Genomic DNA, 14952 nt, shown 5'->3' with positions numbered 1-14952 from the left:
GTTTCTCTCATGGAAAAGACCAAGTCAGCGGCATCGCCTTCGGTGCCGCGTCACGTCGCGATCATCATGGATGGCAACAATCGCTGGGCGAAGCGACGCCTGCTGCCCGGCGTCGCCGGGCACAAGGCTGGCGTGGATGCCGTGCGTGCGGTGATCGAAGTCTGTGCCGAGGCCGGGGTCGAGGTGCTGACCTTGTTCGCTTTCTCCAGTGAGAACTGGCAGCGTCCGGCCGATGAAGTCGGTGCGCTGATGGAGCTGTTTTTCACGGCCCTGCGCCGTGAAGCCAAGCGCCTCAACGAGAACAAGATCAGTTTGCGGATCATTGGCGATCGTTCGCGCTTCCATCCTGAGTTGCAGGCTGCAATGCGCGAAGCAGAGGCCCTGACCGCCGGCAATGACCGCTTCATCCTGCAGGTCGCCGCCAACTACGGCGGCCAGTGGGATATCGCCCAGGCTGCGCAGCGCCTGGCGCGTGAAGTCCAGGCGGGCCATCTGCGCCCCGAGGACATCACGCCCGATCTGCTGCAGACGTGCCTGGCCACCGGTGATCTGCCGCTACCCGACTTGTGCATCCGCACCGGGGGCGAGCATCGCATCAGCAACTTCCTGCTGTGGCAGCTGGCTTATGCCGAGCTGTACTTCTCCGACCTGTACTGGCCGGACTTCAAACACGAGGCCATGCGCAACGCCCTGGCCGATTTCGCTTCGCGCCAGCGCCGCTTCGGTAAGACCAGCGAGCAGGTCGAGGCTGGAGCTCGTGCTTAATGCTTAAACAACGCATCATTACCGCGCTGATCCTGCTGCCGATCGCGCTGGGTGGTTTCTTCCTGCTCAATGGTGGGGAGTTCGCCTTGTTCATCGGCCTGGTGGTGACCATTGGTGCCTGGGAGTGGGCGCGGCTGGCAGGGCTGGTGGCCCAACCGCTGCGCCTGGCTTATGCCGCTGTGGTGGCCGGGGCGTTGATGCTGCTCTATCTGATGCCGGATCTCGCACCCTGGGTCTTGGGGGCGTCGGTGATCTGGTGGGCGCTGGCCACCTGGTTGGTCCTTACCTATCCTCGTACCAGCGACCTGTGGGCCAGTGCGGCCTGTCGCCTGCTGATCGGGCTGCTGGTGTTGTTGCCGGCCTGGCAGGGGTTGGTGCTGCTCAAGCATTGGCAGCTGGGCAACTGGCTGATCCTGGCGGTGATGGTTTTGGTCTGGGCGGCTGATATCGGGGCCTACTTCGCCGGGCGCGCCTTCGGCAAGCGCAAGCTGGCGCCGCAGGTCAGCCCGGGCAAGAGCTGGGAAGGTGTCTATGGCGGTATGACCGTCAGCCTGCTGATCGCCCTTGCAGTGGGCCTGGTTCGCGACTGGAGCTTCGGGCAAGTACTGCTTGGGCTGCTGGGCGCCGTCGTCGTGGTGATGTCTTCGGTGATCGGTGACCTGACCGAGAGCATGTTCAAGCGCCGCGAAGGCATCAAGGACAGCAGCAACCTGCTGCCGGGTCATGGTGGCGTGCTTGATCGCATCGATAGCCTGACCGCGGCAATCCCCATGTTCGCCGTGCTGCTCTGGGCGGCCGAATGGGGTGTCATGTGAGTCGTCCGCAACGTATCACAGTGCTGGGAGCCACCGGGTCGATCGGTCTCAGCACCCTGGATGTCATCGCGCGTCATCCTCAGCGTTACCAGGTATTCGCCCTGAGCGGCTACTCCCGTCTCGATGAGCTGTTAGCTCTTTGTGTGCGCCATCGCCCGGCCTATGCGGTGGTGCCCAGCGCTGATGCCGCTGCGCGTATGCGTGACGGTCTGAGCGCTGCCGGTTGCCCCACCGAAGTGTTGGAAGGGGAGGCGGGTCTTTGTCAGGTCGCCTGTGCATCTGAAGTGGATGCCGTGATGGCGGCCATCGTCGGCGCTGCGGGCCTGCGCCCGACCCTGGCTGCCGTCGAGGCGGGCAAGAAGGTATTGCTGGCCAACAAGGAAGCGCTGGTGATGTCCGGTGCGCTGTTCATGGATGCGGTGCGGCGCAGCGGCGCCGTGCTATTGCCGATTGACAGCGAGCACAATGCGATCTTTCAGTGCCTGCCGACCGACCATGGACGGGGCCTGGCCCAGGTGGGCGTGCGTCGTATCCTGCTGACCGCCTCGGGCGGGCCGTTCCGCGAAACGCCCGTCGCCGCGCTGGCAGATGTCACTCCCGAGCAGGCCTGCGCCCATCCCAACTGGTCCATGGGGCGCAAGATCTCTGTCGACTCGGCGAGCATGATGAACAAAGGGCTGGAGCTTATCGAAGCCTGCTGGTTGTTCGATGCAGCTCCGGCCAAAGTGGAAGTGGTGGTCCATCCACAGAGCGTCATCCACTCCCTGGTGGATTACGTCGATGGTTCGGTGCTTGCCCAGTTGGGTAATCCGGACATGCGTACGCCGATCGCCAATGCCCTGGCTTGGCCTGAACGTATCGATTCCGGTGTCGCGCCGTTGGATCTGTTCGCGATCGCTCGTCTGGACTTCCAGGCCCCCGACGAACAGCGCTTCCCCTGCCTGCGCCTGGCGCGTCAGGCTGCCGAGGCCGGTAACAGTGCCCCTGCCGTGCTCAATGCCGCCAACGAAGTGGCCGTGGAGGCATTTCTCCAGCGGCGTATCCGCTTCCCCGAGATCGCGGGTATGATCGAACAGGTGCTTGACCAGGAGCCGGTGGTGGCGCTGCCAACGCTGGATGCGGTATTCGCCGCCGACCAGCGGGCCCGGGAGCTTTCCCGGGAATGGTTGAGGCGCCACGGTTACTGATGCTGGTGGCCTGCATGCTCACGCCTTGCAGGTCGCGAGTTCCAGGGATGGGCTGAACGTCATTCGGAGATGGTTATGACAGCGCTCTACATGATAATCGGCACCCTGGTAGCCCTGGGTGTATTGGTCACTTTCCATGAATTCGGCCATTTCTGGGTCGCCCGGCGCTGCGGCGTCAAGGTGTTGCGGTTCTCCGTAGGTTTCGGCACGCCGCTGGTGCGCTGGCACGACCGCCATGGCACCGAGTTCGTGGTGGCGGCGATCCCCCTGGGTGGTTACGTCAAGATGCTCGATGAGCGTGAGGGAGAGGTACCCCCTGCGCTGCTTGGTCAATCCTTCAACCGCAAGCCGGTTGGCCAGCGCATCGCTATCGTCGCGGCGGGCCCCATTGCCAACTTCCTCCTGGCGATTCTGTTCTTCTGGGTCGTGGCCCTGCTCGGAACCCAGCAGGTTCGCCCGGTCATCGGTTCGGTGGAGTCGGGCAGCCTTGCGGCTTCCGCCGGGCTGATCGCGGGCCAGGAAGTGGTCTCGATCGACGGCAAACCGACCAACGGCTGGTCCGCCGTCAATCTGCAACTGGTGCGCCGCCTTGGCGAGAGCGGGATCTTGCGGGTCGGGGTGCGCGATGAGGGCGCTACCCTCGAGCGTCAGCATGAAATCAATCTTGATCATTGGCTCAAGGGTGTCGACGAGCCGGACCCGATCCAGTCTCTTGGCCTGCGCCCCTGGCGTCCAGTCATCCCTCCCGTGCTCGCGGAGATCGACCCCAAGGGGCCTGCGGCTGCGGCCGGGCTCAAGACTGGTGACACGTTGCTTGCGCTGGACGGAGTTGCCCTGGCGGACTGGCAGCAAGTCGTGGACAGCGTTCGCGCACGTCCCGAGGCCAAGGTGCAGTTGCGCGTAGAGCGTGACGGCGCACAGCTGGAGGTCCCGGTAACCCTTGCACGCCGCGGTGAAGGGCAGGCCTCTGGGGGTTACCTTGGCGCGGGGGTCAAGGGGGTCGAATGGCCTGCAGAAATGCTTCGTGAAATCAGCTACGGGCCGCTGGAGGCGGTGGGCGAGAGCCTTTCCCGAACCTGGAGCATGAGCGTCCTGACCCTTGAATCGCTGAAGAAAATGCTGTTCGGGGAGCTCTCGGTAAAAAACTTGAGCGGACCGATAACCATTGCTAAAGTGGCGGGCGCTTCAGCCCAGTCGGGCGTGGGGGATTTCCTGAATTTCCTGGCCTACCTGAGCATAAGCCTGGGGGTTCTTAACCTGCTGCCCATTCCAGTACTGGATGGGGGGCATTTGCTGTTTTACCTGATCGAGCTGGCGCGCGGTCGTCCGCTCTCGGATCGGGTGCAAGGTTGGGGGGTCCAGATCGGTATCAGTTTGGTCATCGGGGTGATGTTGCTCGCCCTGATCAACGATCTGGGTCGACTATAAAAAGCTTCGCTCAATTGCGAACGAACCTGCCGCCTTATCGCGGCGGGTTGTTTATTGCCAGTTGGAATAAAAGGACTTCATGAAACGTCTGCTGCTAACTGCGGTCCTCTCCGCACTGATGATCGCTGAAGTTCACGCCGAGTCCTTCACCATCTCCGATATTCGCGTCAATGGTCTGCAGCGGGTCTCCGCGGGCAGCGTGTTCGGTGCCTTGCCCTTGAACGTGGGTGACCAGGCTGACGATCGCCGCCTGGTCGAGTCCACGCGCTCCCTGTTCAAGACCGGCTTCTTCCAGGACATCCAGCTGAGCCGCGACGGCAATGTCCTGATCATCAACGTGGTCGAGCGCCCATCGGTTTCGAGCATCGAGATCGAAGGCAACAAGGCCATCAGCACCGAAGACCTGATGAAGGGCCTGAAGCAGTCCGGCCTGGCCGAAGGCGAAATCTTCCAGCGCGCCACCCTCGAAGGTGTGCGTAACGAATTGCAGCGCCAGTACGTGGCCCAGGGTCGCTACTCGGCCGAAGTCGACGCTGAAGTGGTACCGCAACCACGCAACCGTGTCGGCCTGAAGATCAAGATCAACGAAGGCACCGTCGCTGCCATCCAGCACATCAACATCGTTGGCAACAATGTCTTCGATGACGAGGAACTGAGCCAGCTGTTCGAGCTCAAGACCACCAACTGGCTGTCTTTCTTCAAGAACGACGACAAGTATGCCCGCGAGAAGCTCTCCGGTGACCTGGAGCGTCTGCGCTCCTACTACCTGGACCGCGGCTACATCAACATGGACATCGCTTCCACCCAGGTGTCCATCACCCCGGACAAGAAGCACGTCTACATCACCGTCAACATCAACGAAGGCGAGAAGTACACCGTCCGCGACGTGAAGCTCTCCGGCGACCTCAAGGTGCCGGAAGACCAGGTCAAGTCGCTGTTGCTGGTGCAGCCAGGCCAGGTGTTCTCGCGCAAGGTGATGACCACCACCTCCGACCTGATCACCCGTCGTCTGGGTAACGAAGGCTACACCTTCGCCAACGTCAACGGTGTGCCGCAGCCGCACGACGAAGACCATACCGTCGACATCATGTTCGTGGTCGATCCGGGCAAGCGTGCCTACGTCAACCGTATCAACTACCGCGGCAACACCAAGACCGAAGACGAAGTGCTGCGTCGCGAAATGCGCCAGATGGAAGGCGGCTGGGCCTCGACCTACCTGATCGACCAGTCCAAGACCCGTCTGGAGCGCCTGGGCTTCTTCAAGGAAGTTAACGTCGAGACCCCGCCGGTGCCGGGTACCGACGACCAGGTCGACGTCAACTACAGCGTTGAAGAGCAGGCCTCCGGCTCGATCACCGCCAGCGTCGGTTTCGCCCAGAGCGCAGGCCTGATCCTGGGTGGTTCGATCAGCCAGAGCAACTTCCTGGGTACCGGTAACAAGGTTTCCGTTGGTCTGACCCGTTCGGAATACCAGACCCGCTACAACTTCGGCTTCGTAGACCCCTACTGGACCGCCGACGGCGTCAGCCTGGGTTACAACGCCTTCTACCGCAGCACCGACTATGACGACCTCGATGTCGACGTGGCCAGCTATGCGGTGGACAGCCTGGGCGCTGGCGTCAGCGTCGGTTACCCGATCAGCGAAACCTCGCGCCTGACCTTCGGCCTGAACGTACAGCAGGACAAGATCAAGACCGGCAAGTACACCGTCGACGAGATCTTCGACTTCCTGGATAAGGAAGGCGATGACAGCTTCCTGAACTTCAAGGCTTCGGCGGGCTGGTCGGAATCGACCCTCAACAAGGGTGTGCTGGCGACCCGTGGTCACTCCCAGAGCCTGAGCGCCGAGGTAACCACTCCAGGCAGCGACCTGTCGTTCTTCAAGATCGACTACCGCGGCCAGCTGTTCAAGCCAATCACCAACGACTACACCCTGCGCTTGCACACCGAATTGGGCTATGGTGATGGTTTCGGCTCCACCGACGGCCTGCCGTTCTACGAGAACTACTTCGCGGGTGGCTTCAACTCGGTGCGTGGCTTCAAGGACAGTAGTCTGGGCCCCCGCAGTACGCCGAGCCAGGGCACCAAGCCGGGCACCATCAAGGACCCGGACCAGGATCCGCTGCCATTCGGTGGTAACGTCCTTGTCCAGGGCGGTGCCGAGTTGCTGTTCCCGCTGCCGTTCGTCAAAGACCAGCGCTCCCTGCGCACCTCCGTGTTCTGGGACGTGGGTAACGTGTTCGACACCAATTGCGGCAACAAGCCTGATTGCGAAAAGGTCGGTTTCTCGGGCATGGCAAGCTCTGTCGGTCTGGGCGTCACCTGGATCACTGCGCTGGGTCCGCTGAGCTTCAGCCTGGCGATGCCGGTGAAGAAGCCAGACGACGCCGATACCCAGGTGTTCCAATTCTCTCTGGGCCAGACCTTCTAAGGTCGGCCCTTGCTTAACGACAACGGTTTATCCAGGAGTGCATCGTGCGTAAGTTGACCCAACTGGCCGTGATGGCCGCGGCGCTGGTCGCCACCCCGGCTTTCGCCGAAATGAAGGTCGCCGTGCTGAACTATCAGATGGCGCTGCTCGAATCCGACGCGGCCAAGAAGTACGCCGTCGATGCCGAGAAGAAGTTCGGTCCACAACTGACCAAGCTCAAGAACCTGGAAAGCAGTGCCAAAGGCATCCAGGACCGCCTGATCAAGGGTGGCGACAAGATGCAGCAGCAGGAGCGTGAGCGCCTGGAGCTCGAGTTCAAGCAAAAGGCCCGCGACTTCCAGTTCCAGTCCAAGGAGCTGAACGAAGCCAAGGCCGTTGCTGACCGTGACATGCTCAAGCAGCTCAAGCCCAAGCTGGATGGCGCTGTCGAGGAAGTGATCAAGAAAGGTGGCTACGACCTGGTGCTCGAGCGCGGCGCGGTAATCGATGTCAAGCCGCAGTACGACATCACCCGCCAGGTCATCGAGCGCATGAACCAAGCCCGTTGATATGACCGTGACCATGACGCTCGGCCAATTGGCCGAGGCCCTCGGGGCGCAACTCAAAGGCCCCGAGGCGCTGCAGATCACCGGATTGGCCACCTTGCAGGAGGCCACCGCCGGGCAGTTGAGCTTCCTTGCCAACAAGCAGTACCGCAAGTACCTGGACGATTCCCAGGCAGGCGCGGTGTTGCTCAAGGCCGAGGACGCCGAAGGCTTCGCCGGCAACGCACTGATCGTGGCGGACCCATACCTTGCGTATGCCCGCATTTCGCACCTGTTCGATCCAAAGCCCAAGGCTGTGGCGGGAATTCATCCCAGCGCCGTGGTACATGAGGATGCACAGGTCGATGCCAGCGCCAGCATTGGCCCGTTCGCGGTGATCGAAAGCGGCGCGCGGATCGGCGCGAACGTGACGGTCGGCGCCCATTGCTTTATTGGCGCACGTTGCGTGATCGGCGAAGGTGGTTGGCTCGCTCCGCGGGTCACGCTGTATCACGACGTGACCATCGGCAAGCGGGTGGTGATCCAGTCCGGTGCCGTGATCGGTGGGGAAGGCTTTGGCTTTGCCAACGAGAAGGGCGTCTGGCAGAAGATCGCCCAGATCGGCGGTGTGACGCTGGGTGACGACGTTGAGATCGGTGTTAACACCGCCGTTGACCGCGGTGCACTGTCGGACACTCGTATCGGCAATGGCGTCAAGCTCGACAACCAGATCCAGATCGCCCACAACGTGCAGGTCGGTGACCACACGGCAATGGCGGCCTGTGTCGGGATCTCCGGCAGCACGCGCATCGGCAAGCATTGCATGATCGCCGGTGGCGTCGGCATGGTGGGTCACATCGATGTCTGCGACAACGTATTCGTTTCCGGTATGACCATGGTCACCCGTTCGATCACCGAGCCGGGCGGCTATTCTTCCGGCACGGCCATGCAGCCTCTGGCCGAATGGCGCAAGAGCGCCGCGCGTATCCGCCAGTTGGATGAAATGTCCAAGCGTCTCCAGCAGTTGGAAAAACGTGTCGATACCGTGACCTCAGGTGGCCAGCCGACATCAGAAGGCTGATACCATTCCCTGAGCAAGAGTGAACAGACGCTAGCTGGCTCCTCTTTGGATTGCAAAAGGAGCGTGTGGTCAGCACCTGCGCTCCCTATTCTTATTACAGGCTTCCCCCCGAAATGATGGACATCAACGAGATTCGCGAATACCTGCCTCACCGTTACCCGTTCCTGCTGGTGGACCGGGTCACGGATCTGGATTTCGAGGCCCAGAGCATTCGTGCCTACAAGAATGTCAGCATCAACGAGCCGTTCTTCAATGGCCACTTCCCGGCGCATCCAATCATGCCGGGCGTGCTGATCATCGAGGCGATGGCCCAGGCGGCCGGGATTCTCGGATTCAAGATGCTCGATGCCAAGCCGGCGGACGGCACTCTTTACTATTTCGTCGGCTCCGACAAGCTGCGCTTCCGCCAGCCGGTGCTGCCAGGCGACCAGCTGGTGCTGGAAGCCAAGTTCCTCAGCCGCAAGAGCATGATCTGGAAGTTCGAGTGCCGCGCCCTGGTCGACGGCAAGCCGGTCTGCTCGGCAGAGATCACTTGCGCGGAACGCTCCCTATGAGTTCGATTGATCCTCGGGCGATCATCGATCCGTCGGCCAAGATTGCCGACGGTGTCGAGGTAGGCCCCTGGTCGATCGTAGGCCCAGGCGTGGAGATTGGCGAGGGCACCGTCATCGGTCCTCACGTGGTGCTCAAAGGGCCGACCCGCATCGGCAAGCACAACCGAATCTTCCAGTTCTCTTCCATCGGCGAGGACACGCCTGACCTCAAGTACAAGGGCGAACCCACGCGTCTGGTGATCGGGGACCACAATGTGATCCGCGAAGGCGTGACCATTCACCGGGGCACCATCCAGGACCGCTCGGAAACCACGCTGGGCGACCACAACCTGATCATGGCCTATGCCCATATCGGGCATGACAGCGTCATCGGCAACCACTGCATCCTGGTCAACAACACAGCGTTGGCCGGCCATGTGCACGTGGGTGACTGGGCGATCCTGTCCGGCTATACCCTGGTCCACCAGTACTGCCATATCGGTGCCCATGCCTTCTCTGGCATGGGGACGGCCATCGGCAAGGACGTGCCAGCTTTCGTCACGGTGTTCGGCAGCCCTGCCGAGGCACGCAGCATGAACTTCGAGGGCATGCGCCGTCGGGGCTTCAGTGACGAAGTCATCCACGCCCTGCGCCGCGCCTACAAGATCGTCTATCGCCACGGCCTGACTGTGGAAGATGCGATCAACGAGCTGGGCGAGCTTGCTTCCCAATACCCCGAGGTCGAACTGTTCCGTCAGTCGATTCTCAGTTCCGCCCGCGGCATCACCCGCTGACATGGCCCAGCTTTGCGTGGCGCTGGTCGCGGGTGAGGCCAGCGGCGATATTCTTGGCTCCGGTCTGATGCGCGCGCTCAAGGCGCGCCATCCCGATGTGCGTTTCATTGGCGTCGGCGGCCCCTTGATGGAGGCCGAGGGCCTGGTGTCCTACTTCCCCATGGAGCGCCTGGCGGTCATGGGGTTGGTCGAGGTGCTCGGGCGCCTGCGGGAGCTGCTCAAGCGACGCAAGGAACTGATCAGCACCCTCATCGCCGAAAAGCCCGACGTGTTCATCGGTATCGATGCGCCGGATTTCACCCTCAATATCGAACTGAAGCTGCGTCAGGCCGGGATCAAGACCGTGCATTATGTCAGCCCTTCGGTCTGGGCCTGGCGGCAGAAGCGTGTGCTCAAGATCCGCGAAGGCTGCGACCTGATGCTCACCTTGTTCCCCTTCGAAGCGAAATTCTACGAAGAGAAGGGCGTGCCGGTGCGCTTCGTCGGCCATCCGCTGGCGGACACGATCCCGCTCGAAGCCGACCGTCAGGCCGCCCGTGAGGCCATAGGCGCGGGCGAGGGGCCATTGGTGGCCTTGATGCCGGGCAGTCGTGGTGGTGAAGTCGGCCGGCTGGGCGAGTTGTTCCTCGATACGGCCCAGCGTCTGCGTGAGTTGGTGCCGGGCGTGCGTTTCGTCTCGCCCTGCGCCAACCCGGCGCGACGCGCCCAGCTCGAGCAGATGCTGCAGGGCCGCGACCTGCCGGTGACCCTGCTCGATGGCCGCTCGCACCAGGCCCTGGCAGCCTGTGACGCGGTGCTCATCGCTTCAGGTACCGCGACCCTGGAGGCGCTGCTGTACAAGCGGCCTATGGTGGTCGCCTATCGCCTGGCACCCCTGACTTACTGGATTCTCAAGCGCATGGTGAAGAGCCCCTACGTGTCGCTGCCCAACTTGTTGGCCCAGCGCCTGCTGGTGCCGGAGCTGCTGCAGGACGCCGCCACCAGTGAAGCTTTGGCCCAGACCGTGGCGCCGCTGATCAGCAACGGCGCGCAGCAGACCGAAAGTTTCGACCAGATCCACCGCACTCTGCGCCGTGACGCCTCCAACCAAGCGGCCGAGGCGGTGCTGGCCTTGCTGGGAGACCAATAGGATGCAAATGGGGCTGGATTTCAATCTGGTCGAGGAGCTGGTCGCCGGTGTCGATGAAGTTGGTCGCGGCCCGCTCTGCGGAGCGGTGGTCACCGCTGCAGTGATTCTCGATCCGCAGCGGCCGATTCTTGGCCTCAACGATTCGAAGAAGCTCACCGAGGCCAAGCGTGAAGCGCTGTTCGACGAGATCTGCGAAAAAGCCTTGAGCTTTTGCATCGCCCGGGCGGAGGTCGAGGAAATCGACCGACTGAACATTCTCCAGGCCACGATGCTGGCCATGCAACGTGCGGTCGAGGGGCTGAGCATCACGCCCAAGCTCGCCCTGATCGATGGCAACCGCTGCCCCAAGCTGGCGGTGCCGGCGGCGCCTGTGATTCAAGGGGACGCCCAGGTGCCGGCCATCGCGGCTGCCTCGATCCTGGCCAAGGTCACCCGTGATCGTGAGATGAGCGCGTTCGAGCTGATCTATCCGGGCTACGGGATCGGCGGGCACAAAGGGTATCCGACGCCTGTGCACCTTGAGGCGTTGGCGCGTCTGGGGCCGACGCCGATACATCGGCGTTCCTTCGCCCCGGTGCGCGCGGCGTGGGAGGCCCGTGAGGGCATCACCGACTCTTTGATCTGATCGATTGGGGCCGCTTTGCGGCCCCAAAACTTTCATGGCTTTTACGCTACAATCCCGCTCTTGTTGTCTGGCACTGCTATAGGATTTTCCATGTCGGTTTCCTTCGTTCACCTTCGCGTGCACTCCGAATTTTCGCTGGTCGACGGCCTGGTGCGGATCAAGCCGCTGGCCAAGGCACTGGCCGGAATGAACATGCCGGCGGTGGCGATTACCGACCAGAGCAACATGTGCTCCCTGGTGAAGTTCTACAAGACCGCAATGGGCGCCGGCATCAAGCCGATCTGTGGTGCCGACCTCTGGCTGGCTGGCAGCGACCCGGAAGCGCCGCTTTCGCGGATCTGCTTCCTGGCCATGAACCCCAAGGGCTATCGCAACCTCACGGAATTGATCTCCCGCGGCTGGACCGAAGGCCAGCGCAACGGCTTGGTGATCATCCAGCGCGAGTGGATCGCTCCAGCCAGCGAAGGGCTGATCGCGCTGTCCGCTGGCAAGGAAGGCGACATCGGCATGGCGCTCATGGCGGGGCGCCAGGACGAGGCTCAGGCGCTGCTTGGCGATTGGATGGGCATGTTCCCCGACCGTTTCTACGTCGAGGTGCAGCGGACCAATCGCAGCGGTGACGAAGAGTACGTGCATGCCGCCGTGGCGCTGGCCGACCGCTTCGGTGCGCCCTTGGTGGCGACCAACGATGTGCGTTTCATCAAGCAGTCCGACTTCGACGCCCACGAGACCCGCGTCTGCATCGGCGAGGGCTGGACCCTCGACGATCCGCGCCGGCCCCGTGCCTACAGCGACCAGCAGTACCTCAAGTCCGCCGAGGAAATGGCCGAGCTGTTCAGCGACCTGCCGGACGCCATCGCCAATACCGTGGAAATCGCCAAGCGCTGCAACATCACCGTGCAGTTGGGCAAGTACTTCCTCCCCGATTTCCCGACGCCCAACGGCATGGGCATCGACGACTACCTGCGTCACGTCTCCCACGAAGGCCTGGAAGAGCGCCTGGCGGTGCTCTGGCCCAAGGAGACCACGCCCAATTACGAAGAGAAGCGCCAGGTCTATCTGGACCGCCTGAAGTTCGAGCTGGATATCATCATCCAGATGGGCTTCCCCGGTTACTTCCTGATCGTTATGGACTTCATCAAGTGGGCCAAGAACAACGGGGTGCCGGTGGGGCCTGGCCGGGGGTCGGGTGCGGGCTCGCTGGTGGCTTATGTGTTGAAGATCACCGACCTCGACCCGCTGGCCTATGACCTGCTGTTCGAGCGCTTCCTCAACCCAGAACGTATTTCCATGCCCGACTTCGACGTCGACTTCTGCATGGATGGCCGCGACCGGGTGATCGACTACGTGGCCGAGGCCTACGGGCGTAATGCAGTCAGCCAGATCATCACCTTCGGCACCATGGCGGCCAAGGCGGTGGTGCGGGACGTGGCGCGGGTCCAGGGCAAGTCCTATGGTCTGGCCGACCGCCTGTCGAAGATGATCCCGTTCGAAGTGGGCATGACACTGGAGAAGGCCTACGAGCAGGAAGAAATCCTGCGCGACTTCCTCAAGAGCGACGAGGATGCCCGCGAAATCTGGGACATGGCCCTGAAGCTCGAAGGCGTTACCCGAGGCACCGGCAAGCACGCCGGGGGCGTGGTGATCGCGCCGACCAAGCTCACCGACTTCTCGCCGATCGCCTGTGACGAAGAGGGTGGCGGCCTGGTGACCCAGTTCGACAAGGACGACGTCGAGGCTGCGGGCCTGGTGAAGTTCGACTTCCTCGGCCTGCGTACCCTGACCATCATCAAGTGGGCGATGGAGACGATCAACCGCGAGCAGGCCAAGAAGAACCTGCCCGACGTCAACATCGACTTCATCCCGCTGGACGACAAGAAGACCTACGAGCTTTTGCAAAAGGCCGAGACCACGGCCGTGTTCCAGCTCGAATCGCGCGGTATGAAGGAGCTGATCAAGAAGCTCAAGCCCGACTGCCTGGAAGACCTCATCGCACTCGTGGCGCTGTTCCGCCCCGGCCCGCTGCAATCGGGCATGGTGGATGACTTCATCAACCGTAAGCACGGCCGCGCCGAGCTGGCCTACCCGCACCCGGACTACCAGTACGAAGGCCTCAAGCCGGTACTGGCGCCGACCTACGGCATTATCCTGTACCAGGAACAGGTGATGCAGATCGCCCAGGTCATGGCCGGCTATACCTTGGGCGGCGCCGACATGCTGCGTCGCGCCATGGGTAAGAAAAAGCCCGAGGAAATGGCCAAGCAGCGCGGCGGCTTCATTGAAGGTTGCGCCAACAACGGTATCGATGCAGACCTGGCGGGCAACATCTTCGACCTGGTGGAGAAATTCGCAGGTTACGGTTTCAACAAGTCCCACTCCGCCGCCTATGGCCTGGTGTCCTATCAGACAGCCTGGCTCAAGACTCACTACCCGGCGCCGTTCATGGCTGCGGTCCTGTCGGCGGATATGCACAACACCGACAAGGTGGTGGTGCTGATCGAAGAAGTGCGCAGCATGAAGCTGCGCCTGGACGCGCCGGATGTGAACAACTCCGACTTCAAGTTCACGGTCAACGACGATGGCCGCATCGTCTATGGGCTGGGGGCGATCAAGGGCGTCGGCGAGGGCCCGGTCGAGGCCATCGTCGAGGCGCGTGCCGAGGGCGGGCCGTTCAAGGACCTGTTCGACTTCTGCGAGCGCGTCGATCTCAAGCGTATCAACAAGCGAACGCTCGATGCGCTGATCCGCAGTGGCGCGCTTGATCGCCTGGGCCCGTACTTCCATGACGAGATCAAAGCCTACCAAGCCAACATCGATCGCAACCGCGCGGTGCTGCTGTCGGCCCTGGAGGAAGCGATCAAGGCTGCCGAGCAGATCGCCCGTACTGCCGACAGCGGTCACGTGGATCTGTTCGGCGGCCTGTTCGTCGAAGAAGACTCCGACGTCTACGCCAACCACCGCAAGGTGCGCGAGCTGACCCTCAAGGAGCGCCTGCGGGGCGAGAAGGACACCTTGGGCCTGTACCTGACCGGCCACCCTATCGACGAGTACGAGACCGAGATCCGCCGCTTCGCACGCCAGCGCATCATCGATCTCAAACCGTCCCGCGACATCCAGACCGTGGCTGGAATGATCATTGCGCTGCGGGTAATGAAGAACAAGAAGGGCGACAAGATGGGCTTCGTCACCCTCGACGACCGTTCCGGGCGTATCGAGGCTTCTTTGTTTGCCGATGCGTTCATGGCGGCTCAGGCCCTGTTGCAGACGGATGCGATGGTGGTGGTGGAAGGAGAGGTCAGTCACGACGACTTTTCCGGCGGCCTGCGCCTGCGAGTCAAGCAGGTGATGACCATGGAGGATGCCCGCACCAAGCTGGCCGAGAGTCTGCGCCTGAAGGTGGCCCACGAGGCCCTCAAGGGCGACCGACTGGCCTGGCTGGGCGAGCTGATCACCCGCCATCGCGGTGGCTGCCCGATCACCCTGGAGTACACCGGGAGCGAGGCGCGGGCGATGCTGCAGTTTGGCGACGAGTGGTCGATCGACCCCGCCGACGGCCTGATTCAAGCGCTGCGTGACCAGTTCGGACGTGAGAACGTCTTCCTGCAATACCGCTGAACCGACGAATTTTAATCTCGACCTG

The 14952-nt window shown here is 62.4% G+C and carries 12 protein-coding genes; all 12 read left to right on the top strand.

Going from position 1 to position 14952, the window contains the following annotated elements:
• The first annotated feature begins 9 nt into the window (after nt 1-9).
• Complete coding sequence (uppS, locus tag HMPREF3173_RS08675) at nt 10-765, top strand: polyprenyl diphosphate synthase (protein ID WP_043208866.1); 756 nt, start codon at nt 10-12, stop codon at nt 763-765.
• A complete protein-coding gene (locus HMPREF3173_RS08670; RefSeq protein ID WP_043208863.1) occupies nt 765-1580 on the top strand; it encodes a phosphatidate cytidylyltransferase in 816 nt (271 codons plus the stop codon). Before uppS ends, HMPREF3173_RS08670 begins: the two co-directional genes overlap by 1 nt.
• Nucleotides 1577-2767: a 1-deoxy-D-xylulose-5-phosphate reductoisomerase gene (ispC, locus tag HMPREF3173_RS08665; protein WP_070572371.1), complete on the top strand. Its 1191-nt coding sequence runs from the start codon at nt 1577-1579 to the stop codon at nt 2765-2767. Before HMPREF3173_RS08670 ends, ispC begins: the two co-directional genes overlap by 4 nt.
• Before the next feature lie 75 nt (nt 2768-2842).
• Nucleotides 2843-4195, top strand: a complete 1353-nt coding sequence (rseP, locus tag HMPREF3173_RS08660; protein WP_070572368.1) for an RIP metalloprotease RseP — start codon at nt 2843-2845, stop codon at nt 4193-4195.
• Nucleotides 4196-4274: 79 nt separating this feature from the next.
• A complete protein-coding gene (bamA, locus tag HMPREF3173_RS08655) occupies nt 4275-6626 on the top strand; it encodes an outer membrane protein assembly factor BamA (RefSeq protein ID WP_043208857.1) in 2352 nt (783 codons plus the stop codon).
• Nucleotides 6627-6670: 44 nt separating this feature from the next.
• The gene (locus HMPREF3173_RS08650; protein WP_043208855.1) at nt 6671-7174 is read left to right on the top strand and encodes an OmpH/Skp family outer membrane protein; all 504 of its coding nucleotides are present in this window, start codon (nt 6671-6673) and stop codon (nt 7172-7174) included.
• Nucleotide 7175: 1 nt separating this feature from the next.
• Nucleotides 7176-8231 (top strand): UDP-3-O-(3-hydroxymyristoyl)glucosamine N-acyltransferase, encoded by a 1056-nt coding sequence (gene lpxD, locus HMPREF3173_RS08645; RefSeq protein WP_070572366.1) that lies wholly within the window; start codon nt 7176-7178, stop codon nt 8229-8231.
• 113 nt (nt 8232-8344) lie between these two features.
• A complete protein-coding gene (fabZ, locus tag HMPREF3173_RS08640) occupies nt 8345-8785 on the top strand; it encodes a 3-hydroxyacyl-ACP dehydratase FabZ (RefSeq protein ID WP_003252314.1) in 441 nt (146 codons plus the stop codon).
• Nucleotides 8782-9558 carry an acyl-ACP--UDP-N-acetylglucosamine O-acyltransferase gene (gene lpxA, locus HMPREF3173_RS08635; protein WP_070572364.1) on the top strand — a complete coding sequence of 259 codons (777 nt, stop codon included), beginning with the start codon at nt 8782-8784 and terminating at the stop codon, nt 9556-9558. The genes fabZ and lpxA overlap by 4 nt, the downstream gene beginning before the upstream one ends.
• Nucleotide 9559: 1 nt before the next feature.
• Entirely contained in the window at nt 9560-10687 is a 1128-nt protein-coding gene (gene lpxB / locus HMPREF3173_RS08630; protein ID WP_070572363.1) for a lipid-A-disaccharide synthase, read from the top strand.
• Between the two features lies 1 nt (nt 10688).
• On the top strand, nt 10689-11312 hold the full coding sequence (rnhB, locus tag HMPREF3173_RS08625) for a ribonuclease HII (protein ID WP_043208846.1): 624 nt from the start codon (nt 10689-10691) through the stop codon (nt 11310-11312).
• Nucleotides 11313-11402: 90 nt separating this feature from the next.
• Complete coding sequence (gene dnaE, locus HMPREF3173_RS08620) at nt 11403-14927, top strand: DNA polymerase III subunit alpha (RefSeq protein WP_070572361.1); 3525 nt, start codon at nt 11403-11405, stop codon at nt 14925-14927.
• Nucleotides 14928-14952 lie beyond the last annotated feature (25 nt).

The organism is Pseudomonas sp. HMSC08G10, from assembly GCF_001808425.1.
Classification (GTDB): domain Bacteria; phylum Pseudomonadota; class Gammaproteobacteria; order Pseudomonadales; family Pseudomonadaceae; genus Aquipseudomonas; species Aquipseudomonas guariconensis.
Note: the sequence above shows the minus strand (reverse complement) of the source record. Positions and strands in the feature narration are given on the sequence as shown.